Origin of the sequence: Streptomyces sp. NBC_00859 (assembly GCF_045161865.1) — a bacterium.
Taxonomy (GTDB): Bacteria; Actinomycetota; Actinomycetes; order Streptomycetales; family Streptomycetaceae; genus Streptomyces.
Window position 1 is genome coordinate 4,562,397 of the sequence record NZ_CP108826.1, and the last position, 22,329, is coordinate 4,584,725.

A 22,329-nucleotide genomic window follows, 5' to 3' on the forward strand; every position below is an offset into this window, starting at 1 on the left:
CCATTACTTGAGGCGCAGGCAATCGGTTGTTCCTGTCACTAGGGTGTCCACGGACTGGGCGCCCGTCTGAGTTAGCATGACCGTAATCTGCGCCCCGGCTTTCTTGTCGAACATCGGCACGACGTATTTGGTGTCGCTCTTACGGAGGGGGCCTTCCTTCGCGTGCAAGTCATAGCCCCACTCCGTGAGGAAACCACTGGCACCACTCGCGCTGGTGTCCAAGTTCTGTCGGATATTCGGGACCGGTGACATGTGCGCCTTGGCGGAGAACTGATACTTCTCCTTATTTTCACCACACGCGACACCCTTGGACGCATTATTGGAAACGTTGAAGTGAGCCTTGGTCTGGAGCAAAGATGGCATCTTGGTCAACAGTCGACTCGCGTCATTTGACAACTTCTTACCTGCTTGAGGGGCCGCCGGGCCGGTGGGGGATGAATCACAACCCGAAGCCACGGTCAACGTGATGCCGACTGCTATCAAGCAGGCGACGCTATTCCGTGCACGCATCTTCACCGCGACAGCCACTGTCAGGCTCCTCTTCTCGCTGCCCCGCAGCGAATCGCTTGGAGCAGCTCCTCAATGGGGCTTTAGCTCAAGATATACACACCAACACGACCATGTTCCAGGGCGGGGCGAACCATGCCAAGTGTCCTGGTAACCGCTCAGTCCTGACCAAGTTGCCTTACCGGTCGATGGCTTGGATCTCCTGAACGGTGACGTCCTGAGTGCCGCCGAACTCCCCATCGGGAAGGGGCTGGTCTCCGGTAACTCCCGTACCGGTCCAGTGAATCTTCCAAGTAACCGTAGCCCTGAGCTTGTACACCCCGTCTCCGGAGGACCGCAGGTACTCCACGCCGCAGGGCGGAGTCTCGTCAGCATTGCCCTTAACGTAGGGCTCACCGACCTGTCCGTGGACAATTGGGCACTGGCCGGAGGACGGAAACGTGATTGCGTCTTCGGTGCCGGGATCCAGCTTGAGTGAAGTCGGTTCGGCCGTGGTGGTGGCGTGAATGTTGAGTCCGCCAGCGTTCAGAGCCGCGGTTACGGAAACTGGGTTGAAGTTCGCCTTGTCTAGCCAGGCCCAAGTGGGGAGGTTGACTTTGGTGTTATTCGCAGGCGCCAGAGTGGCCTTGGTGTCCGGAAGCTTGATCCTGTGGTAAGCGAGTTTGGCTAGGACCTCAGGCGTGACAGCGTTTTTGACCTTGGGCGTCACACCGTTCTTGACCCAGAAGGTGGCTGTGTCACAGTCGAACGCAGCAGCATCGCCTGCTTTCTCGCGCGTCTTATCGCGGACGGCGTCCCACCACATACCTTTGCCCGCCTGGGACTTGTTGAAGTCCTTGTAGGGGCTGCCCTTGATGTAGCGGGCCTCGTCCATGGCGTGCGCCTCGCCCACACCGCTTGCGGTAGGTATATTCCAGCGTCTCTGGAATTCCACTTTGAACTGGGCGGGGGACCATTTTGGCTCGTACCAGCAGGCAGGTGGAGTCCAGTCCGTCGCCGGCGTCACCGGTGCCGCGAGCTTATTCGCGCCGTTCTTTGACTCGTCGAAGTGGATTGCTGTGGCATAAATGCTTTGCTTAGCGGATCCGCCCGAGGCCTTCGCAGGAATTTGCCCTGCCGATGCGCCGCCCCCTCCGCCACGGCCCGCCCCATATGCAGGCGAAATTGAAATGAGAACGAAAGTTGTAGAGAGAGTCGCTGCCAGAATATGTCGATGTCTTACTGGCACTGAGAGGCTCCCCTGTCGGAGACAAGGTCGGTTGTCTGCCAGACGCCATTCATGTTCTTCTTGAGTCGCGTGTTGTAGAACACAACATAGTCATCCGGATTTGAAACCGTCCCAGACTTCTTGCCGGTCTTGAGGTTCTTGTTAAATGACTTCGACTCGTCGGAGCAGTACGTCAACGTCGCAACACTCCCCTTCAGAGAGGTGATTCGACGTTCGTAATAGCGGACCTTGCCAGTCCAGGTGATCCCGTCGTCGTAGAAACCTTGGACCCAGAGAGCTCCAGTTTTGGCCGCGTCCCCCGCGAGGTAGGTCCCGAAGGCGGGTTTCTGAAGACTTCGGGTATAGACCGCCTCATCCATTGCGGAGACGGCCTGCGCGTTGTCATGAAGGATTGATTCCTTCACTGGATCGCCAGTCGTACCGCCCTCGAAAACATTCTGCATGTCTTTGGCAAGCGTAATCTTCGGGCGGCCGGCTGCAGTGTCAGACGGGCTCGCAGGCGGGGACTTTGTCACTTTGGTGCCGTTGTCGGCCCCCGCGATTTTGCCGCTGTCACTCTGTTTGTCGCCGCTACTGCAGGCCGCCAGGAGGAGGGTTGCCGCGACAGCGAGGGTGGCGGCAACGGACAGAGGGCGGCGGTTCACTTGCGACTCCCAGTGGGGTGAAAGTAACTCAGACGTACCGACGCTATCGGCAGCGTGGCGCGTACACCAGAGCGAACTTCTACGCGAGTGTGAAGGAAGGTGGCATATCGGCTCCGACACGACCTGCGAGATTGATTGAAATGAGCAGGAGACGGCGGCCCTGCCGACCACGGAGCCGGTTTGGAGTTGGTGTTCAGTACGGGAATGACTACAAGCGTCGGTCCCAAGTCGGGTGATCTTGCTGGTTAAGAGGTGGACGAGCAACGGCCTCTGAGTGCGGCTTACTTGGCTGTCGGCTCAGCGTCACAGAAAGGCGCCCACGCCCGTGCGTGACGCAGAGAGCGTCAGTGGCTCAGGTTGGATGCTGTGTGCCTGCCCGCACCTCATCCCGCCTGGTCCGCTCGACCGGGCGAACGGCTTGGCCGTTGGGCAAGCCGCTGACCTGCCAACTAGCTAGTGTCCTGCGCCTGAGATCCGTCGTTAGTTTGTGTATGAGTGCCTCTGGGGATGTGCCGGTGCCACGTCGTGGCCCGAAGTTGGAACCGTTGTTGTTGTCCGCCGATGAGCGTGTGGTGTTGGAGCGTTGGGCCAGGCGGGCGTCGTCTGCCCAGGCGGTGGCCCTGCGGGCCCGCATCGTGCTGGCATGTGACGGCGCCGATGTTCCGCCGATTGTCGTGGTGGCACGGGAGTTACGGATCGCGGCGGACACGGTCCGCAAGTGGCGTCGCCGGTTTCTGGCCGGCCGGCTGGACGGGTTGGTGGACGAGCCCCGGCCGGGCCGGCCGCCCAGCATCAGTGTCGATCAGGTAGAGGCAGTCGTGGTCAGCACGTTGGAGGAGATCCCGAAGAATGCCACTCACTGGTCGCGTGCCTCGATGGCCGACCGCAGCGGGCTGTCGAAGTCGACCGTGGGCCGGATCTGGCGGAAGTTCCAGCTCAAGCCGCACCTGAGCGACACTTTCAAGCTCTCGACGGATCCGTTGTTCGTGGAAAAGGTCTACGACGTGGTGGGGCTGTACTTCAACCCGCCCGAGGGCGCGGTGGTGCTTTCGGTGGACGAGAAGTCCCAGATTCAGGCCCTGGACCGCTTTCAGCCGGTGCTGCCGATGATGCCGGGCATGCCCGAGCGCTGCACCCATGACTATGTTCGCAACGGCCTGACCACCTTGTTCGCGGCTTTCGACGTCGCCACCGGTGAAGTCATCACCAGCCTTCATCGTCGGCACCGGGCAGTGGAGTTCAAGAAGTTCCTCGTCAAGATCGAGAAAGAGGTCCCCTGGCACCTCCAGGTCCACCTCATCGTGGACAACTACGGCACCCACAAGACACCGGCGATCAGGGCATGGCTGACCAAACACCCGCGGTTCCACCTGCACTTCACGCCCACCGGCTCCTCCTGGATCAACCAGGTGGAGCGGTGGTTCGGCTTCCTTGCAGACCAGAAGATCCGTCGTGGCGCCCACGAAAGCGTGCGCTCCCTGGAGGCGGACATCCGTGCATGGGTCAAGCAGTGGAACGAAAGCCCGACCCCGTTCACCTGGACCAAAACAGCCGAAGATCCTCGACTCGCTCGCCCGCTTCCGCCAACGGATCTCTGGCGCAGGACACTAGCCCGCTAGCGGGCCCGATCGGTGGATCGCGGGTGTGCAGTTCCCGCGTACACCACCCAGCAGGTCTCCCGCGCAGTGTCGAGCAAGTACCAGATGCGGCCGCCGCCGGTCACCTCGATCTGCCATTGTTCGCAGGCCTGACCCCGGTAAGTTCCGTGCGCCAACTGTCCTTTGAGCCGGTGGTGGCGGGGTGTTTCCGCCGTCGGCCTCGGGTCTGTACGCATGATGACCCAGGCGCGGTAGGTGTTCTCACGGGCTTGCTGGGTGAGGCTCTCCCAGCCCTTGGCCGAGGAGGCGTTGGCGAATCGGACTTCCCAGTGACCCTCCGGCGCGGGAGGAGCGGCTCGGTCGCCGCGGCCCGCCGGTCACGTCACCTGCCGTGGGTCGGCCGCGATGCCGTAGTCAGCTTCGTGGTCGACGGTGAGCGCGGCGAGCAGCTCGGGATCGGAGTGGATCTCGGCTGTGTGCTGCCAGGCGATGAGTAGTTGGGCGACGGAAGTGTTGTTGGCGATCGAGTCGGCGGCTCGCATAGTGTCGACGAGTTCGACAGCGAAGGTGCCATCGATGCCCATGACTTTGAAACTAGTGCGAAACCGGCAGAACCGCCATCGCCCCCAAGGGGGACAAGCGCGACGGCCCGCCGACCCCCCACCCCTGGTGCAGCGCGTCCGCGAAGGCGCCCGCCAGTTTCCGCTCGCCGCTCCCGTTCGGGTGTGTGCCGTCGTACGTGTCGGCGTGGATGTCGTACGCATCGGGCCGCGAGGCCAGCAGGAGCGGTGACCGCGGTTCGTCCAGGTCGGCTACCGCCTTCGCCAGCAGAACGTTGAAGTGGGCGACCTCCGACGCGAACGGCGCGTCCGTCTCGGCGCGGATGTTCGGGATCACCGGGAGGATCACCACACGGATGTGCGGGTTCGCCTCGCGGGCCTCGGCCAGGAAGCGGCGGGCGTTGAGCGCGGTCTGCTCGGCGTCCGTGTAGAAGCCGATGTCTATCAGGCCGAGGGAGACGAGCAGCAGGTCCACCCGGTGCGCGGCCACCGTCTCGCGGATCACCGGAGCCATGTGCTGCCAGCCCTCGCCCCAGCCCGACAGGTGGCGGCGGGCCTCGGCGGGGAATGCGGGGTCCGCGTATGCCGTGTCCGACTCGTACAGCCCGGTGCGTGGCCCGACGAAGTCGTGGTCCCCGCCCAGGTGCTGCCACATGCGGTAGCGCCAGGTGAAGTCGCCGGCGCGGCCTATGGTCATCGAGTCACCGACGAACATCATCCTCAGACGCATCCCGTCATCATCGCCGATGGCGCGAGGGTGGCAATCTTGGGGGCATGCGTTCGCTTCAGTACGTCGCCGGGGCCGCGGCCACCGTCCTTTTCGCCCTCGTTCCGGCCGTGCCGTCGGCCGCGGACGACGGCGGCTTCACGATCAAGGATCCGCGGATCAAGGAGTCCAGCGGCCTGGCCGCCAGCCGTCTCCACCCCGGTATCTACTGGACACACAACGACAGCAGCGACGGCCCGTACGTCTACGCCGTCGACTCGAAGACCGGGCAGACGGTGGCCCGGGTCACGATGCGCGGGGTCGGCGCGCCCCGGGATGTCGAGGCGATCTCGATCGGGCCCGACGGTGACATCTATGTCGGGGACATCGGCGACAACCTGGACGGGAGCTGGGACCACGTCTGGATCTACCGCTTTCCCGAGCCGAAGCAACTGAAGAAGGACGAGACGGTCCGGGCCACGCAGTTCACGGTCAAGTACGCGGACGGGCCGCGCAACGCGGAGGCGCTGATGGTCCACCCGAAGACCGGCCGCGTCTACATCGCGTCGAAGAACCAGTCCAAGGGCGGTCTCTACGTGGGGCCCACGACGCTGTCCGCGACGAGGACCAACGTGTTCCGGCGCATCGATGACGTGCCGTGGGTGACCGACGGCGCGTTCTCGCCGGACGGGAAGCAGTTGACTCTGCGCGGTTACCTCGGGGCGGAGTCGTACGACTGGAAGCCCGGCGGGGGGCTCGGCACGGAACACGAGTTGGGCGTGCCGTTCCAGGGGCAGGCCGAGTCGGTGACGTACACACCGGACGGGTCGGCGCTGATGATGGGCTCCGAAGGAGCGGACAGCCGGGTGCTGCGATTCCCGGTGGAGAAACCGAAGGGATCCGGTGACGGGGGTAACTCGTCTGCGGGCGGCGGGAGTTCGTCGAGTGCTTCGGGCGGCGACGGCGGGTCCGGTGGTTCCGGGGGGTCTCCGACGGCGTGGGGCGTGGGGGTCTTCGCCGTGCTGTTCGTGCTGTTCATGGGGGTGAAGCGGCTGTTCGGCTCCGGGCGGAAGTGACGCAGGGGGCGGCTGCGTCGCGACTGGCCCTGCGGGCGTCAGTCCTGGACGCGGGCCTTCGAACCGGCCTGGAGGACCGCGGCGACATCGAGCGTGACGTCGCCGCCGATCGAGGAGGGGAGCGGCGCCTGCTGCCCGGCGGCGAAGATCTGGTGGCTGGCGTAGTCACTGCCGACCGGCGTGGCAGTCGGCGGGAGACCTGTTTCCGGCGCCTGGCCGGCTGTTAGCGTGCGTGCATGTCAGATCTGGGGCCCGTCGGCTGGCCGCCCGAGCCGATCAGGACCGAGAGGCTCGTACTCCGTGGGTCCGAGGCCCGGGACCGTGCCGCGTTCATCGAGCTGCTCGCCTCTCCGGAGGTGCACACCTACCTCGGCGGCCCCCGGCCGCGTGCCGAGCTCGAGCGCGAGCTGCCCGGGATTCCCGAGCAGTGGCCCGGCAGTTTCGTCGTCGGTCTCGACGGGGCGATGATCGGCCAGATCCTGCTCAGGAGAGCACCGGAGCACCGCCGCCCGGCTGCCGTGGGCAAGGTCGATCTCGGTTACATGTTCCTGCCGCGGGCGTGGGGATCCGGATACGCGGCCGAGGCGTGCGCGGCGGCACTCGACTGGTTCGACGGCGTCCTTCCCGGTGAGCCGGTGGTACTCGCCACCCAGACCGCCAACGCCGGCTCGATGCGGCTCGCCGCGAAGCTGGGGTTCACCGAGGTGGAGCGGTTCCGGGCCTGGGACGCCGAGCAGTGGCTCGGTCTGCGGCCCCCGGTCACGCCGTCCGTCTGAGGCGCCGGCCCCGGTCCTGTCCCGCCCGGCCCCCGCTGTCCCGCCGCTGCCGGGTGCGCCCCTCGCACAACGGAGTTCACCGGGCAGGCACGTTGTCCGATTCCGGGCGCCGCGGATCCGGCATCCCGGCCTCCAGGATCCGTATGGCGCGTGGCACGACCAGGCCGCGGCCGATGGCGAACCACAGGGCGAGCAGCACCATCCCGGGCAGCTGTGAGGTGAGCGCCGACTGGGCGACGGCCCCGGCCGGTTGGCTGTAGATCACGACGATCCGCAGCAGGGAATCAACGAGCAGGACCACCCCGAGCCCCGCGGTCAGCCCGCGGTAGACCGTGCGGAACCGCCGGGAGCTGTCCCAGGCGCGCTCGAACGCCATGGCGCGGACCGGGTCTCCCATGGTCGCGACCGGCTTGAGCGCGACGCGCATGAGCGGCTGCGCCGACCAGGCGGTCGCGAGTACGTAGACGCCGGCCACCCCCGGGTAGATCGAGCTGCGAGCGAGTACGAACCGCGGATCGCCGCTGATCGACGAGATGACGACGGAGGCTCCCACCTCGATCAGGACGAGCAGTGCGAACCGGTCGAGTCCGGGTCCGCCGTCGTCCCGCCGCCTGCTCCGCACAAGGTCGCCGCAGACGATCGCGGCGGACGAGGCGGCGGCCACGACCATGCACGCGACGTCGGCCAGGCCCGCCGCGTGGCAGCCGAGCAGGGCCGCGACCGGTATGGCCGCCGACACGGCGCCCAGCCGCCACCGGTACCGCTGGGCTCCGATCGTTCCGGCCAGGGCCTTCGCCGCCACAAGGGTGCCGCCGACGGTCAGGCGCAGGGTGGCGGACAGGCCGGTGGGCGCGAGCACCACCAGCGCGATGACCGGCAGGAGGATGTCGACGACGGCGTTGGCCAGCATGGCCAGCGGCATCAGGATCTTGGCGCGGGTACCGGCGTCGGGCATGGGGGGTCTCCTCGGGAGGTTTCATCGCGGTCGGCGGTGTGCGCGGGCGATGACGCAGTACGTGGTCGATGGCGCGCGCCGGGCCATGACGTACGTGGTCGATGGCGCGGGCGGTGGTGAGTGCGGCGACGGTTGTAGCGCCGTGCCCGCTGCCACCCGGAACACTCCCGTCCCGCGTGCTCCGTCCTCCGCGCCCGAGCCGCGCAGCCCGTTCGCGGGGCAGAGCCGACCAGTCCCGCGCCGACACTGCTGACACACACCCGCCCGCCATTTTCCATCACACACTAAGTGTCTTAGTTACCAAGATAGTGAGAGGCTAAGTTACATTGAGGGCATGACGCAAGACGGATCGACCGAGGCAGCCGAGGCGGCCACCCTGCTCGGCCGCGAGTTCGCCGGCGCGGTGGTCAACTTCCACGAAACCGTCGGCAAGCTGATGGGCCTGCGTGCGAGCGAGCGCAAGTGCCTCGACACGCTCATGCGGCTCGGCCCCGTCACGGCGGGCACCGTCGCGGAGCACACGGGTCTGACCAGCGGCGCCGTGACCGGGCTCGTCGACCGGCTGGAGAGGGCGGGCTACGCGCGCCGCACCCGCGACCCGGACGACCGCCGCAGGGTGGTCATCGAGTTGGTGCCCCACGAGCGGCTGAACGCTTTCCAGGCGGCCGTCTTCGGCCCGTTCGGGGCGGAGATGGGGGCGACCACGGCCGGATACGACGAGGTGGAGCTGCGCGCGATCCTGGACTGGATCCGCAAGGCCACGGACGTGCTGATCGCCAACACGGCGCGGGTCTCGGCGATGAAGGGGCTGAAGTAGGGCGCTGGGCCTCGCTCGGGACTTCGACTTCGACGGGCGAGGGCGAAAGGACACGGCGAACGCCAGGCTCGGCAACTCTCTGTCCTGAGCAAGTGGAAACACGCGGTCCCGATGCGCTGTTGAGCGTCCCGGGCAGGCCCCGGAGGTCACGCCCGTGGACGAGAACCCGCCCTCGACCGACAGATGCGCGACGCATCGGCGGGCGCTCTCACCGGTCCCGCACCCGCCTCAGGGTTCCTTGCGCTGTGCCCGGCCGGGTCGCGCGCTCACAGTGTGAGGGCCCCTACTCCACGCCCCAGTGATCCGGCCGGACCAGCGAGGGAGGCAGCCTGGTCGTCGCGTCGCCCCTCGCCGCGTTCAGCTGTGGCTGGGTGAGGAAGAAGCAGCCGGTGAGGTCCGCGCCGGAGAGGTCGGCGTCGCGCAGGTCGGCGCCGATGAGGTCGGCCAGCCGGAGGTCGGCACCCGTCAGGTCGGCGGCGATCAGATAGGCGCCGCGCAGTGTGGCGCCGCGCAGATCGGCGCCCCGGAGGCGGGCACCCATGAGGTCCGCGCCCCGGTGGTCCTTCGTCGCCCTCCTCGCCCTCTTGGGGCGACCGCCCTTGCGGTTCCCGCCCGGCCTGTCCGCGGGCGCCCGGCCCGGTGCCTCTGGTGTCGCCCCGCGCGGCGCTTCCGCTGTCGCCCGGACCAGCTCACTGGTGCGCAGCAGCAGAGCATTGACCTGCTCACGGTGGGCCCCGACGTCCAGGGCGGCCAGTTCCTCCGGGCCGAGGAGGGTGAGCGCCTCGGTGGCGTCGAGGAGGCGGCGCAGGTCCGGGTGGACCGGGCGTGCGGGGGCGAGGGTCAGTGCCTCGGTCAGGTACCAGAGCAGTTCGTGAAGCTGCCGTACGACGGGGAAGGCGGCGAACATCTGCTGCGCGGTCTCCGGCGCCTGCCGCCAGTCCCGGCCGCCGAAGGTGACCTGCGAGACGCGTTGTCCCGCGCCGAAACAGTCGTACACCGTGCAGCCCTGGAAGCCCTTGTCGCGCAGCCGGGTGTGAATGCCGCACCGGAAGTCCCTCTGGAGGTTGGTGCAGGGATCACCGGCGCGTTTGCTGACCGCGAAGTCCGCCGACGCGGCGAAGGGCAGAGCGACGCAGCACAGCCCGAAGCAGTTCGCGCAGTCGCCCCGGAGCGTGGGTTCCTCGGGTATGGGGAGGGGCACGGGGCGGGGCCTTCCGGGAGGGGTGGAGTGCGTGGGCGGAGGGGTGCGGCGGCGCCGGCTGCTCCGGGCCCGGCGGTCATTTTAGGGGGCCTGGCGCTATGAGACCCGGGCGGGCATGGTGCCAGGACCCCTGAGGGATCGCCTGCCGCCACGGCGCCGGGGGAGTGTGCCGCGCCCCGTCGCGGGCGCGGGGGAAGCTCGGGCGTGGGGGAAGCTCGGGCGTGGGGGAAGCTCGGGCGTGGGGGAAGCTCGGGCGCCGGGGGCGCCTCGGTATCCCGTACGCCGCTATCCCGTACGCCGCTCTGCCGTCTCCCTGTGCCACCCGTGATCGCCCGGACCGGACAGGTGTGTTCGGCTCCCGGAATATCGGGTCACCGGCGCCGTATTCGCGGCCGCCCGGCGGCAGTTCGCTGAAGCCGTCGTCGTCCTGGGCGACGACGGCCTTCGGTGCGGTGGGCGCCGCCGCAACGCCGTTGCCGGGGAGGCATCATGGTGGCCATGTCCCGCACCGACGCTCCCAGCGAGTCGGCGACTGAACCGCTTACCGTGCCACGGACCGTCTACGGGACGGCATGGCGCTGCGTCGTCACTCTGTTCTTCGCCCTGGTTTCGCTGGGCGCCGCTGCCTGGCTGGACGCGCAGTTCGACATCGACGGGGCGACCGAACGTGGGCGGTGAGCTGGGCGGTGACGTGGGTGGTGACCTGGGTGGTGAACTGGGCGTGCTCCGCCGGAAGATGCTCTCGCGGTGCCTGTGCGATCGGCTCGCCCGAGGGCGGCGCCCTGCGCGTGGCGAGTCGGTTGTCGGATGGCACGTGTAACGCTTTCGTGCGCCGTGGACTAGTACCGGGTGTAAGGCAACCGCACCTTGACCCGTCCTGAGGAGCCATCCGTGCCAGCGGAGCATCCGACAGCCCCACCCGCGAAGGACCCGGCCGGGTTCGCCGCGTTCTACGAGCAGCAGTTCGACACTGTGCTCGGGTTCGTCACCAGGCGCGTCGACAGCGCGCACCTGGCCGCCGACCTGACCGCGGACATCTTCGTGGCCGCCCTGGAGGGCGCGCACACCTACGACGCCCGGCGCGGTACACCCGTCGCCTGGATCTACGGCATATCGCGCAATGTCCTGAACGCCCACTTCCACGGCGCGGTTCGCGAGCAGCAGGCGGTTGCCCGGATCAGCGGGCGGCGGCTGCTGGACGAGCAGGACGTCAGCGCCATTGAGGCGCGGATCGACGCGGGCCGCGCAGCCCGGCGGCTCGCGGCGGCCCATGCGGAACTCTCCGATCCGCTGCGCGCGGTGCTGGACCTGGTCGTTCTGGACGGGCTCACGGTCCACGGGGCGGCGAAGGCCCTGGGCATCAGCTCGGCCACCGCCCGTGTGCGGCTGCACCGGGCCCGCAAGGTCCTGCGCACCGTGGGTCAGACCCACGCCGCCACCCACGACACCCTTCTGGAGGCCGCCCAGTGAACGCCCCTACGCACCTCAACGCCCCTACGCACTTCAAGGAGCAGCTCGCCGACGAGCTGAACGCCCGTGCCGCCGCCCTGTCCGCCCCCGCCGGCCACCGGAGTCTGCTCCGCATGCCGCGCCACCGGGTGGCGCTCACCGTGGGCCTCGCGGCGGCGGCTGCCACCGTGGCGGTCGCGCTGCCGCTGACGTCCGGGACGCCCGGCGCGCAGCAGACCGCGTCGGCACCGCACAGCACCGCGGCCCCCGGGAGCAAGGAGTCGGCCGCGCCGACGTCGCAGGGCGCCAGTGGCCTGCACATCGTCAACGCCGACTACGCCGTGCAGTCCAAGGCGGGCGGCCTGGTCTCGGTACAGCTGTTCAGTGCGAAGGGAGTCCCCGGCCTGCAAGCCGCTCTGGACAAGGCAGGCATACCCGCGAAGGTGATGGTGCGCTCGGCCTCCTGCCCTGCCACCGGCCGTACCGGCACCAGCCCGCAGGGCAGCCTCCTGAAGGTGGCGCCGCAGTCCGGATTCCACAGCAACGGGGCCCGCGACTTCAAGCCCAGTGCCATTGTGCCGGGCGACCACCTGTTGTTCACCGCGGAATCGAAGAGCGGCGGCCCGGTGACCATGCTGTCCATCAGGCTGGTGCGCCAACTGCCCAGCTGCCTGCCGGCCGACTAGGACCGGGCAGGGCCTGGCCGGAGTGTGGACGGGCAGTGGCCGGGCCCCCTGCCGCCGCCCAATGACGCCATCGGCGTCCGCGGACCGGCCCACATAGGGTGCCCCCATGTCCGGGACGAATGAGAACGCGAACGGGCCCGCGGCGTTCTCCACCGACCGGCTCGATCTGCTGCCACTCCGGGTCGCGTATGCCGACGAGATGGCCGGGGTGCTGGCCGATCCGGGCCTCCACGTGTTCATCGGCGGCGCTCCGCCGACCGTCGACGAGCTCCGCGCCCGGTACGCACGTCAGGCAGCGGGCTCACCCGACCCCACGGTGACCTGGTGGAACTGGGTGATCCGGCTGCGTACGGCGGGAGCCCTGGCCGGGACCCTGCAGGCGACGGTCCAGGGGCCGGTGGCGGAGATCGCCTGGGTGGTGGGCGCCGAGTGGCAGGGGCGCGGGATCGCCAAGGAGGCCGCGGCCGGACTGGTGGCGCTGCTCGGCGAGGTGCCGGGTGTGCGTGAGGTGGTCGCGCACATCCATCCCGGCCACAGGGCGTCCGCGGCCGTGGCCGGGGCGGTCGGGCTCAGCCCGACGGGGGACCGGCAGGACGGCGAGGTGCGGTGGCGGTCATCGCCGCCGCACGGTTCACCGGACGGCCGCCGCACTCCCCGGTGAGGGGCGGCTGGACCGACGGGGAGGGGGCGCCGGAGGGGGCGCTGGGGCGGGGCAGGCGTACCGGCCCGTCCCGCGCCGGGTCTTCCGCGGTTCCGACAGGGGTGCACAGACGTTTACTCTGGGGGGTGAACGTCTGTGCACCCCCCAGTCGCGCCAGGCCGGGGTCCACGCCACACGAGCAAGCCCGACGGAGAGCCATGCCCCCAGCGATACCCGGCCCCGCAGAACCGGCCGAGCCGACCGGACCGACCACAGCGGCCACCCCGGCCACGCCGCTGACCGCGCCGACGGACCGGTCCGGGCCGGTCGGGCCCGCGGCCGAGGCATCCGCTGCCGAGGCATCCGTAGCCGGGACCCCCGCGGCCGGGACATCCCCCGCCGGGCCCGCTTCGGCCGGGGCCGCCCCACTCGGCGTCGCGTCAGCAGTCACCGTGCCCGAAGAGGCGCCCCACCACCCCCGGATGCTCGTCGGTGTCCTCGCCTTCTGCGGTGTCGTCGTCGCCGTCATGCAGACGCTCGTCGTGCCGCTGCTGCCGCACATCCCGGCGCTCACCGGAGCCACCCCCGCCGCCGCCAGCTGGCTCGTCACCGTCACGCTGCTGACCGGAGCCGTGTGCACGCCCGTGCTGGGGCGGGTCGGGGACATGTACGGGAAGCGGCGCGTCCTCGTCGCCGCGCTCGGAGTGCTGGTCGTCGGGTCCGTGTTCTGCGCGGTCAGCTCCGACATCGGCGTGCTCATCGTCGGGCGGGCTCTCCAGGGGGCCGCGCTCGCCGTCGTACCGCTGGGCATCAGCATCATGCGGGACGAGCTGCCGCCCGCGCGGGTGCTCTCGTCCGTCGCGCTGATGAGTTCCACGCTCGGCATCGGCGCGGCCGTCGGACTGCCCATCGCGGCCTTCGTCGTCGAGCACTACGACTGGCACACCATGTTCTGGGCCTCGGCCGGGCTCGGGGTCCTCGACCTCGTCCTGGTGCTGACCTTCGTCCCCGAGTCCCCGCTGCGTACCCGCGGCCGGTTCGACGCACTCGGCGCCCTCGGGCTGAGCGGCGCGCTGGTCTGTCTGCTCCTCGCCACCACTCAGGGCGGCGAGTGGGGCTGGGGCTCCGCCCGGGTCGTCGGGCTGTTCGCCGCCGCCGTGGTGATCGGCCTGCTCTGGGGCGTGTACGAGCTGCGCGTCGCATCGCCCATGGTCGACCTGCGGGTCTCGGCGCGCCCCGCTGTGCTGTTCGCCAACCTCGCCGCTCTGCTCATCGGGTTCGCCTTCTACGCCAACTCCCTCTCCACCGCGCAGATGGTCCAGGAACCCAAGAGCACCGGATACGGCCTCGGGGCCTCGATCGTGGTGGGCGGGCTGTGCCTGCTGCCCGGCGGGCTCTCGATGGTGGCGCTCTCGCCGGTCTCCGCGCGGATCTCCGTCCGGTACGGCCCGAAGGTCACCCTCGCGCTCGCTTCGGGCGTCCTGGCCGTCGGATACCTGGTGCGCTTCTTCACCAGCCACAGCCTGTGGCTGATCATCGTGGGCGCCACGGTTGTCGCATCGGGCACCGCCCTCGCCTACTCCGCGCTGCCCTCGCTCGTGATGCGCGCCGTCCCGGTGAGTGAGACCGGCGCCGCCAACGGGCTGAACACGCTGATGCGTTCGGTCGGGCAGGCGTTCTGCAGTGCGGTGGTGGCCGCCGTGCTGGCCAACGTCACCTTCCGGGTCGGCGGACACACCGCGCCCACCCTGCACGCGTATCTGCTGGTCTTCCTGATCGCCTCGGGCGCGGCCCTCGCCGCGCTGGCCGTCACGCTGTGCATCCCGCGCACTCCGGCGGCACCTGCCGGTACCGTCGGGGAGCGAGGTCCGAAGGTACTTGTCCGGGAGGGTGCATGACCGTCGGCGGTACGGAAGTCAGTGCTCAGGACGGTACCGGCGCCGAGCAGCCCGGCACGCGGTCCGGTGCGTTCGGGGCGACGGGCCGCGACGCCATCCTGCTCGCGGCCCGGCGCGCGTTCACGCAGCGCCCGTACGCGGAGGTGACGATGCGCGGCATCGCCGCCGACGCCGGGGTGAGCGCGTCACTGATCGTCAAGCGGTTCGGCACGAAGGAGGAGCTGTTCAACACGGTCGCCGACTTCGGCTCGGCCGCCGACGAACTGTTCGACGCGCCCCTCGGAGTGCTCGGCCGGCACCTGGTGCTCGCTCTCGTACGCAGCCGCCGCGAGCGGCAGGCCGATCCGCTGCTCCGGGTGGTCTTCTCGCTCGGCAACCAGGACGAACGCTCCCTGCTCAAGGAGCGCTTCCGCGAGCAGGTCACCTCACGGCTGGCCGCCCGCCTCACAGGCGACGAGTGCGAACTGCGCGCCGAGCTGATCGCAGGCCAGCTCCTCGGCATCGGCGCGGCCCTCAGCCTGCACCGGCCGGGCGCGGGTGAACTGGCCACGCCCGAGCGGCTGGCGGAGCTGTGCGGGCCCGCGCTCCAGCGGCTCATCGACGGTTCCGGGCGGGCACCCGGGGCCTGATCCAGAACCCGGCCTGCTCATAGGTGAGGGGCCTCGGCGACCAGCCGGCCGCCGAGGCCCCTCACCTACGCGTACAGGCCCGCAGCCCCTACGGCTGAACCTGGAGCTGCTCGGTCACAGCTGCCCGATCACGTAGTCGATGCAGGCCGTCAGCGCCTCGATGTCCTTCGGGTCGACCGCCGGGAACATCGCCACACGCAGCTGGTTGCGGCCCAGCTTGCGGTAGGGCTCGGTGTCCACGATGCCGTTGGCGCGGAGCGCCTTGGCGACGGCCGTCGCGTCGATCTCGTCCGCGAAGTCGATCGTGCCGATGACCTGCGAGCGCTTCGCGGGGTCGGTGACGAAGGGGGTCGCGTACTTGGACTCCTCGGCCCAGCCGTACAGGGTGCGCGCGGACGTCGCGGTGCGGCGGACCGTCCAGTCCAGGCCGCCCTGGGTGTTCATCCAGGTGAGCTGCTCGTTGAGGAGGAACAGCGTGGCGAGGGCCGGGGTGTTGTACGTCTGGTTCTTGAGCGAGTTGTCGATCGCTGTCGGCAGGCTGAAGAACTCCGGTACGTGCCGTCCCGACGCGTGGATACGCGCCGCGCGCTCCAGCGCCGCCGGGGAGAACACGCCGATCCACAGGCCGCCGTCGGACGCGAAGGACTTCTGCGGTGCGAAGTAGTAGACGTCGGTCTCGGTGATGTCGACCGGCAGGCCGCCCGCGCCCGATGTGGCGTCCACCAGGACGAGGGAGCCCTCGTCCGCGCCGGTGACGCGCTTGATCGGGGCTGCGACGCCCGTCGATGTCTCGTTGTGCGTCAGCGCGTACACGTCGACGCCCGCCTCGGCCTTCGGGTCCGGGTGGGTGCCCGGGTCGGAGGCGATCACGGTCGGTTCGGCCAGCCACGGGGCCAGCTTGGACGCCTTGGCGAACTTCGATGAGAACTCGCCGAAGTTGAGGTGCTGCGACTTGGACTCGATGAGCCCGTGTGTCGCCACGTCCCAGAAGGCGGTGGACCCGCCGTTGCCCAGGATCACCTCGTAGCCCTCGGGGAGCTGGAAGAGGTCGCGCACGCCTGCACGCACCGCGCCGACCAGGTTCTTCACCGGGGCCTGGCGATGGGACGTGCCCATGAGGGAAGTGCCGGTCGCGGCGAGGGCGTCCAGCGCCTCCGTGCGCACCTTGGAGGGGCCCGCGCCGAAACGGCCGTCGGCGGGCTTGATGTCAGCGGGAATCCGGATCTCAGCCACGAGCCGGAGCGTAGCCGGTTCCGGGCGTTTACGGACAGCGGGTCCGGCCGGTGAGACAGACGCCACGGTGTGTGACGGGGGTCTCCCGGCCGGACCGGCGTGCTCAGCCGCCGAGCTTCACCGGCAGCTCGAAGAGGTCATTCTGGGTGACCACCGGCTTGTTGCGCAGCTCCGTCGCGGGAATCGCCAGGTGCAGCTCGGGGAAGCGGTCGAACAGCGCGGGCAGAGCGACGCCCGCTTCGAGCCGGGAGAGTGCGGCGCCGGGGCAGACGTGCGGGCCGTGCCCGAAGGAGATGTGCCGGTTGGGCGTGCGGGTGATGTCGAAGTCACCTGCCGTCGGGCCGTGCGCCTGATCGTCACGGCCGATCGCGCCGAACGAGACGATCAGCCCCTCGCCCTTCGGCAGTACCGCGCCGCCCACCTCGATGTCCTCCGACGCGAAGCGGATGAGTACGTGCGACGTCGGGGTCGACCAGCGCAGTGTCTCCTCGATGACGTTCTCCCACGGCACCTCGCCGTCGAGCACCATCCGGCGCTGCTCGGGGTGGGCCTGGAGGGCGACCACGGCGTTCACGATCAGGCTGATCGTCGTCTCGTGGCCTGCGGCGATCATCAGCTGGAGGGTGTTGGTGATCTCCTCCGTCGTGAGGTGGTCGCCGTTCTCGGACGCGGCTATCAGCGCGCTCGTCAGGTCGTCGCCCGGTTCGGCGCGCTTCGCGTCGACGATCTTCGAGAAGAGCGCGCTGAGGTCCGCCATCATCTGTGGGACCTCCGCCGGCGGAGTCTGTGTGGAGAAGAACTTCTCGAAGAGGGTCTTCAGCCGGGGGTGGTCGACGGCGTCCACGCCCATCAGCTCGCTGACGACGTTCATCGGCAGCGGATACGCGAACTCCGCCTTCAGGTCGACCGTCTCCCCGGCCGGCACCTCCGCCAGCCGGTCCAGCATCCCGGTGGTCAGCTTCTCGATGCCGGCGCGCAGCCGCTCCACGCGGCGCACGGTCAGGGCCTGGGCGACGAGCGTACGGAGCCTGCGGTGCTCGGCGCCGTCCGCTGTCAGCATCGAGCGGCCAGGATTGGCCAGCCCGATCAGCGGCCAGTCCAGCGGGATCTCTCCACGCTGCCACGCACCCCAGACGTCGATGTCCTTCACCAGCCGGGAGTCCGTGAGCAGCTGCCTGGCCTCGGCGTGCCGTGTCACCGCGTAGCAGGCGACTCCGCCCGGCAGGACGACACGGGCCAGTGGGCCCGCCGCGCGCAGGGCGGCGCTCTCGCCGTCCAGATCCTGGACGAACGGGTCCAGGGCGATGCTCTCGGCTCGGCTTCCGTGGTCGACCGGGCAACTCATCTGTGCCTCCTGAGGCGGGAACGGCCGCGCTGCGAGGGTCTTCGGTTCACAGCGCGGGTACCGGAGTGAAGGTGACGGGCAGGGTGGACAGACCGCGCAGCCAGGGAGAAGGGCGCCTGGTGAGGCTCTCCCCGGGGGTCGCGAGGTCGACGTCGGGAAGACGGTCGAGGATGACCTCGATCCCCGTGCGCGCGATGACCTCAGCGATCTCCTGGGCCGGGAACGGGCAGCGGTGCTCGCCGTGGCCGAAGGAGAAGAAGGCGTTGTTGCCGCCGGTCAGCGCCGAACCGTCGGTGCGGACCTGCGGGTCGGAGTTGGCGGCGGCGATACCGAGCAGCAGCATGTCGCCGCTCTGGATGTGCCGGCCGCCGAGGTGGGTGTCGCGCGAGGCCCAGCGGCCCGCGACGTTCTGGGTGGGGGTGTCCTCCCAGAGGACCTCGTTCATCGCCTCGGCGACGCTGTGCCTGCCGCCGGACAGCGAGGCGGCGAACCGGTCGTCGGTCAGCATCAGCCGCAGCGAGTTGCCGATCCAGTCGGCGGTGGGCTGGTGGCCCGCCGCCATCATGACCATCAGGTCCTGGGCGACCTCCTCGACGGTGAAGCCCGCCTCGTTGCCCAGCATGTGCGAGGCGACGTCCTCGGCGGGCGACGCCTGCCGGGCGGCGAGCAGGTTCATCATCGACTGCCCGAGGTACTGCTGTCCCGCCAGGGCGAGTTCGCGGCCGTCGATCATGTCGTTCATGGCCTTGACCAGCGCGGGGCCCTCGTCGTCCGGGAAGCCGTACAACCGGGCGAGCACCCGCACCGGCAGCAGCATCGCGTACTGGCCGATGATCTCCGTGTCGCCCTTTCCGCAGAACGAGTTGATCAGCTCGTCGGCGAACTGCTCCGCGATGCGCCTGAGTTCGAACGGGTCGACCGACTCCAGTGCGTCGCCGATCATCGCGGCCCGCTCGCGGTGCCGTTCGCCCACGGTGTAGAGGATCGAAGGCTGCTTACGGCCGATCATCGGCAGCAGCGGCCAGTCGCCGGGGATGCGGTCCCACTGGTTCCACAGGTCGGAGTCCCGGCTGAAGAGCACTGGATCGGAGGTGACCTGGTGCAGCTCGCGGTAGTCGAGCACCAGCCAGGCCGGTACGTCGCCGTCCAGCAGCACCGGCGCCACCGGGCCGTGCGCACGCCGCATCTCCCGGTAGAGCTGCGTGGGGTCCGTCTGGAATCGCGGGCCGCTCAGCGGAGTGGGCGGGGTGTCGGTGGTCATGTGGTGCTTGGCTCCCGTGCGGACGTCGCTGTCGATGGTGAGGACCCTGAGGACGCTGTGGACAGGGCGTGCAGGTGCTGGAGCAGGGTGATCAGTACGTACTTGCTCGACGTACGGTCACGGGCGTCGCAGTCGATCAGCGGGATCTCGGGGGAGAGGTCCAGCGCCTCACGGAGCTGCTCCAGGGAGTGCACCGGGCCGCCGAAGTCGTTGCAGGCGACGATGAACGGCGTGCCGTGGTGCTCCAGGCGGTCGATGGCGTACCAGGAGTCGGCGAGCCTGCGGGTGTCGACCAGGACGACGGCGCCGAGCGTGCCCGAGAACAGCCGGTCCCAGAGGAACCAGAAGCGCTCCTGGCCGGGCGCGCCGAAGAGGTAGAGGATCGTCCGCTCGTCGATGCTGATGCGGCCGAAGTCGAACGCGACGGTGGTGGCGGTCTTGGCCTGCACCCCGTCGAGGTTGTCGACGGCAGCGCCGGCCTGCGTCATCGTCTCCTCGGTGTTCAGCGGACGTATCTCGCTGACCGACCGGACCATGGTGGTCTTCCCTGCGCCGAAACCCCCGACGATGACGATCTTGAGACCGTTGTCGGCGGTGCCGGCCAGGGCGTTCTGGTTAGAGGTTGCGGAGTCCAACGAGCACCTGCTCCAGGATGTGAGGGTCGGGAAGGCTGTCGGCGCCGCGTGCGGTGCGCGGGTGGCGGGCGCTGATCCGCCCCGTGTCGAGCAGGTCGCAGAGCAGGATCCGGGTGATGGACACGGGCAGCTTCAGCCCGGCCGCGATCTCGACGACGGCCGTGGGGCGGCCGCACATCCGCAGGATCGTGGCGTGCTCGGACTGCATGCCGGGCGTCGGGTCGCACTCGCCGACGACGAGGGTCACCAGGTCGAAGGCGGTGGCGTCGGAACGGCTGCGCCCGCCGGTGACCGTGTAGAGGCGGTCCGGGTCGTCGTCACGGCCCGGCCTGCGCCTGGGCGCCGGGGCGGTCACGCGCGCGGCTCCGCGCTGAGGTGTTCGCCCAGCTGCTCGACCAGTTCGCTCATGTTGTGGCCGATGAGGCCGACGTCGGCCGACTCGTCGGCGATCACGGAGAGATGGGCGCCGTCGCCCGCCTCGACGATGAACAGCACGCCGCCGTAGAACTCGGCCATCGCGGTCCGTACGCCGCCGGTGCCGTCGCCGAACTCGATGGACGCGCCGTGCGAAAGGGACTGGATACCGGCCGAGATGGCGGCCAGCTGGTCGGCCTGGTCGACGGAGAGCGCGGACGTACGGCAGAGCTTGAGGCCGTCACGGGAGAGAACCAGGGCGTGCCGGGCGCCCGGGGTGCGCTCAAGGAGGCTCTCCAGGAGCCAGTTGAGCTTCTCGTCGGTGGTGGTCGTGCTCATGAGCTGCTGCCTTCCGGATTCGGGGAATCGCCACGTACGGCCTGGCGGAACGTGCTGAACCTGGCGGCGGATGTCGTGGAGGAGGTCGAGTCGACGGACTTGGACGAACCGGGGATCCGGGTACCTTCCGGGTGCGCCGCCGCCATGGTCTGGCCGCGTCGCCGCTTCGGAAGCCCGCTCTCGCCCAACTCGGCTGTGGAGTGCGCGGGTTCGGGCTCAGGTGCGGTCTGCTCCGGTGCGGTCTGCGGGCCGACGGGGGTGGCCGCTGCGGGCGCTTCCGTGGATGTGGCTGCCGAGGCGGGCGCGGGTGAGCGGGTGGGCAGCGGGGCCGGTGCGTCCTGCGGGGCTTCGGAGGCCTGGGGGGCGAGCGGGGTCTCCGGCGCGAGCGAGGCATGCGGCCCGGTGTGCCGGGCCGGGGCGGCCAGGGGAGCCGGAGCGGACGGCCTGGGCGTCCGGGTGATCAGCTCGTGCGGGAGGAGCACCAGGACACCGGTGCCGCCGCGGGCCGACGGACGGAAGGACACGGTCAGCCCGTGCTTGCGCGCCAGCCGCCCGACCACGGCGAGACCGAGCCGCGTCCCGGAGAGACCGGCGAGGTCGGTCTGCTGGGTGGTCTCCGATGTGACGGCCCGTTCGGCGCGGCGCAGCTGGACGTCGCTCATCACCAGACCGCTGTCCTCGATGGTGAGGATCACGCCGGCCGGGACCTCCTCGACGTACACATGGACCTCGGCGGTGGGCGGCGAGAAGTTGGCCGCGTTGTCCAGGAGTTCGGCGAGCGCGTGCATGATGCCCTCGGCCGCGTGCCCCGCGATGGCGATCTCGCTGGTCGAGTGGGACCGCACTCGCTGGTATCCGGCGATGCGGCCCATCGCGCCGCGCAGGATCGACTCCATGACGATCGGCTTCGCCCAGCGGCGCCCGGAGCGCGCACCGGCCAGGACGGCGATGGAGTCGGCCAGCCGGCCCGCCTGCGCCGTGCGGTGGTCGAGGTGCAGCAGATCGCCGAGTACGTCCTCGTCGGTGTGCCGGTGCTCCATCTCGCGCAGGTCGGCGAGCATGCCGGTGGCGAGGGCCTGCATCCGGCCGGCGGCGTTGGCGGCGGCCGACATGGCGGCGGAGCGTACGGATTCGGCCCGGGTGATCCGGGCGTTCAGCCTGGCGGTCTTCGCGTTGTACTCGGCCGTGAGCCCGGCGGCGGTGGCTTCACGCTGCGCTGTCAGCTCGGCGGTCTTCGCCTCGTAGGCGGCGGTGAGCTGCGCGGTCCGCGCCTCGTACTCGGCGGTGAGCCGGGCGGCCCGCGCACCGGACCGGGAGCTCTCCGCGCTCAGTTCATCGATCCGGGCGCGGAGCGTCCGCGATGTTCTGGACGCGTGCGCCACCGCGTGCACGGCGGTGGCGACGGCGGCACTGAGCAGCAGGGCTGCCCCGGCCGAGCACCAGGCGAGTGGGGTGCGTATGTGGTCGGGGGCTGCGGCCACCGCCCATACGCACAGCAGGCCCGAAGCGATCACGGAGATCAGCAGAGCCAGTGCGGTCGGGCGGAGCGGGGGGCGCTCTGTCATCTGGCGGAGTCCTATGGACGGGTGGGGCGAAGGGGGAGGGTGTAAAAGGGAAATCGGCAGGACTTATGGAAAACTAGCTACAAATGGACAAAAGGGATTCGATTATTCCTGCGTAACACCTGTCAACTATAGGAGGGTTGGTGATCGGTTTGGGAAGTTGAGGGTGT

The 22,329-nt window shown here is 69.4% G+C and carries 23 protein-coding genes and 1 pseudogene; 10 read left to right on the forward strand and 14 right to left on the reverse strand.

The window, feature by feature from the left end; all coding sequences use genetic code 11:
* Positions 1-3 precede the first annotated feature (3 nt).
* The 3 genes from OG584_RS19865 to OG584_RS19875 all read right to left on the reverse strand — a co-directional run bounded on the left by OG584_RS19865 (position 4) and on the right by OG584_RS19875 (position 2,379).
* Positions 4-528, reverse strand: a complete 525-nt coding sequence (locus OG584_RS19865) for a hypothetical protein (RefSeq protein ID WP_405779617.1) — start codon at positions 526-528, stop codon at positions 4-6.
* Between the two features lie 157 nt (positions 529-685).
* Positions 686-1,714, reverse strand: coding sequence for a hypothetical protein (locus tag OG584_RS19870; protein WP_405784166.1), 1,029 nt, complete (start codon positions 1,712-1,714; stop codon positions 686-688).
* Between the two features lie 11 nt (positions 1,715-1,725).
* Positions 1,726-2,379 carry a hypothetical protein gene (locus OG584_RS19875; RefSeq protein WP_405779618.1) on the reverse strand — a complete coding sequence of 218 codons (654 nt, stop codon included), beginning with the start codon at positions 2,377-2,379 and terminating at the stop codon, positions 1,726-1,728.
* Positions 2,380-2,870: 491 nt separating this feature from the next.
* Here OG584_RS19875 and OG584_RS19880 point away from each other — a divergent pair.
* Positions 2,871-3,990, forward strand: a pseudogene (locus OG584_RS19880) (IS630 family transposase).
* 364 nt (positions 3,991-4,354) lie between these two features.
* Here the strand turns inward: OG584_RS19880 and OG584_RS19885 are convergent.
* Together OG584_RS19885 and OG584_RS19890 are read right to left on the reverse strand one after the other, a co-directional pair.
* Entirely contained in the window at positions 4,355-4,561 is a 207-nt protein-coding gene (locus tag OG584_RS19885) for a hypothetical protein (RefSeq protein WP_405779620.1), read from the reverse strand.
* A 10-nt stretch (positions 4,562-4,571) separates the two neighbouring features.
* Positions 4,572-5,261 carry a GDSL-type esterase/lipase family protein gene (locus tag OG584_RS19890; RefSeq protein ID WP_405784168.1) on the reverse strand — a complete coding sequence of 230 codons (690 nt, stop codon included), beginning with the start codon at positions 5,259-5,261 and terminating at the stop codon, positions 4,572-4,574.
* Positions 5,262-5,311: 50 nt separating this feature from the next.
* Between OG584_RS19890 and OG584_RS19895 the strand changes: the two genes are divergently transcribed.
* Positions 5,312-6,319 (forward strand): WD40 repeat domain-containing protein, encoded by a 1,008-nt coding sequence (locus OG584_RS19895; protein WP_405779622.1) that lies wholly within the window; start codon positions 5,312-5,314, stop codon positions 6,317-6,319.
* 236 nt (positions 6,320-6,555) lie between these two features.
* On the forward strand, positions 6,556-7,095 hold the full coding sequence (locus tag OG584_RS19900; RefSeq protein ID WP_405779624.1) for a GNAT family N-acetyltransferase: 540 nt from the start codon (positions 6,556-6,558) through the stop codon (positions 7,093-7,095).
* Positions 7,096-7,171: 76 nt separating this feature from the next.
* On the opposite strand, the gene OG584_RS19905 is transcribed toward OG584_RS19900, so the two are convergent.
* Positions 7,172-8,050, reverse strand: a complete 879-nt coding sequence (locus OG584_RS19905; RefSeq protein ID WP_405779626.1) for a VC0807 family protein — start codon at positions 8,048-8,050, stop codon at positions 7,172-7,174.
* A 334-nt stretch (positions 8,051-8,384) separates the two neighbouring features.
* On the opposite strand from OG584_RS19905, the gene OG584_RS19910 reads away from it, so the two are divergent.
* Positions 8,385-8,867: a MarR family winged helix-turn-helix transcriptional regulator gene (locus OG584_RS19910; RefSeq protein ID WP_405779628.1), complete on the forward strand. Its 483-nt coding sequence runs from the start codon at positions 8,385-8,387 to the stop codon at positions 8,865-8,867.
* Positions 8,868-9,150: 283 nt separating this feature from the next.
* On the opposite strand, the gene OG584_RS19915 is transcribed toward OG584_RS19910, so the two are convergent.
* Positions 9,151-10,068: a pentapeptide repeat-containing protein gene (locus OG584_RS19915; protein WP_405779629.1), complete on the reverse strand. Its 918-nt coding sequence runs from the start codon at positions 10,066-10,068 to the stop codon at positions 9,151-9,153.
* 498 nt (positions 10,069-10,566) lie between these two features.
* Here OG584_RS19915 and OG584_RS19920 point away from each other — a divergent pair, with 498 nt between their 5' ends.
* The 6 genes from OG584_RS19920 (at position 10,567) to OG584_RS19945 (ending at position 15,370) form a co-directional block, all read left to right on the forward strand.
* Positions 10,567-10,746 carry a hypothetical protein gene (locus OG584_RS19920; RefSeq protein ID WP_405779631.1) on the forward strand — a complete coding sequence of 60 codons (180 nt, stop codon included), beginning with the start codon at positions 10,567-10,569 and terminating at the stop codon, positions 10,744-10,746.
* Positions 10,747-10,959: 213 nt separating this feature from the next.
* Positions 10,960-11,538 (forward strand): RNA polymerase sigma factor, encoded by a 579-nt coding sequence (locus tag OG584_RS19925; protein ID WP_405779633.1) that lies wholly within the window; start codon positions 10,960-10,962, stop codon positions 11,536-11,538.
* Positions 11,535-12,203 carry a hypothetical protein gene (locus tag OG584_RS19930; protein WP_405779635.1) on the forward strand — a complete coding sequence of 223 codons (669 nt, stop codon included), beginning with the start codon at positions 11,535-11,537 and terminating at the stop codon, positions 12,201-12,203. The genes OG584_RS19925 and OG584_RS19930 overlap by 4 nt, the downstream gene beginning before the upstream one ends.
* 106 nt (positions 12,204-12,309) lie before the next feature.
* Positions 12,310-12,864 carry a GNAT family N-acetyltransferase gene (locus tag OG584_RS19935; protein ID WP_405779636.1) on the forward strand — a complete coding sequence of 185 codons (555 nt, stop codon included), beginning with the start codon at positions 12,310-12,312 and terminating at the stop codon, positions 12,862-12,864.
* A gap of 461 nt (positions 12,865-13,325) precedes the next feature.
* The gene (locus tag OG584_RS19940) at positions 13,326-14,741 is read left to right on the forward strand and encodes an MFS transporter (RefSeq protein WP_405784170.1); all 1,416 of its coding nucleotides are present in this window, start codon (positions 13,326-13,328) and stop codon (positions 14,739-14,741) included.
* Positions 14,738-15,370 (forward strand): TetR family transcriptional regulator, encoded by a 633-nt coding sequence (locus tag OG584_RS19945; protein ID WP_405779638.1) that lies wholly within the window; start codon positions 14,738-14,740, stop codon positions 15,368-15,370. The genes OG584_RS19940 and OG584_RS19945 overlap by 4 nt, the downstream gene beginning before the upstream one ends.
* 114 nt (positions 15,371-15,484) lie before the next feature.
* Here OG584_RS19945 and serC read toward each other — a convergent pair whose 3' ends face one another.
* The 7 genes from serC to OG584_RS19980 form a co-directional block, all read right to left on the reverse strand.
* Positions 15,485-16,603 carry a phosphoserine transaminase gene (gene serC / locus OG584_RS19950; protein WP_405779640.1) on the reverse strand — a complete coding sequence of 373 codons (1,119 nt, stop codon included), beginning with the start codon at positions 16,601-16,603 and terminating at the stop codon, positions 15,485-15,487.
* Between the two features lie 103 nt (positions 16,604-16,706).
* Positions 16,707-17,948, reverse strand: coding sequence for a cytochrome P450 (locus OG584_RS19955; RefSeq protein WP_405779642.1), 1,242 nt, complete (start codon positions 17,946-17,948; stop codon positions 16,707-16,709).
* A 46-nt stretch (positions 17,949-17,994) separates the two neighbouring features.
* Positions 17,995-19,209 carry a cytochrome P450 gene (locus OG584_RS19960; protein WP_405779644.1) on the reverse strand — a complete coding sequence of 405 codons (1,215 nt, stop codon included), beginning with the start codon at positions 19,207-19,209 and terminating at the stop codon, positions 17,995-17,997.
* Positions 19,206-19,844 carry a GTP-binding protein gene (locus tag OG584_RS19965; protein WP_405779646.1) on the reverse strand — a complete coding sequence of 213 codons (639 nt, stop codon included), beginning with the start codon at positions 19,842-19,844 and terminating at the stop codon, positions 19,206-19,208. Before OG584_RS19965 ends, OG584_RS19960 begins: the two co-directional genes overlap by 4 nt.
* Positions 19,825-20,199 carry a DUF742 domain-containing protein gene (locus OG584_RS19970; protein ID WP_405779648.1) on the reverse strand — a complete coding sequence of 125 codons (375 nt, stop codon included), beginning with the start codon at positions 20,197-20,199 and terminating at the stop codon, positions 19,825-19,827. The genes OG584_RS19965 and OG584_RS19970 overlap by 20 nt, the downstream gene beginning before the upstream one ends.
* A complete protein-coding gene (locus OG584_RS19975) occupies positions 20,196-20,597 on the reverse strand; it encodes a roadblock/LC7 domain-containing protein (RefSeq protein WP_405779650.1) in 402 nt (133 codons plus the stop codon). The genes OG584_RS19970 and OG584_RS19975 overlap by 4 nt, the downstream gene beginning before the upstream one ends.
* Positions 20,594-22,162, reverse strand: a complete 1,569-nt coding sequence (locus tag OG584_RS19980; RefSeq protein WP_405779652.1) for an ATP-binding protein — start codon at positions 22,160-22,162, stop codon at positions 20,594-20,596. Before OG584_RS19980 ends, OG584_RS19975 begins: the two co-directional genes overlap by 4 nt.
* Between the last annotated feature and the right edge of the window lie 167 nt (positions 22,163-22,329).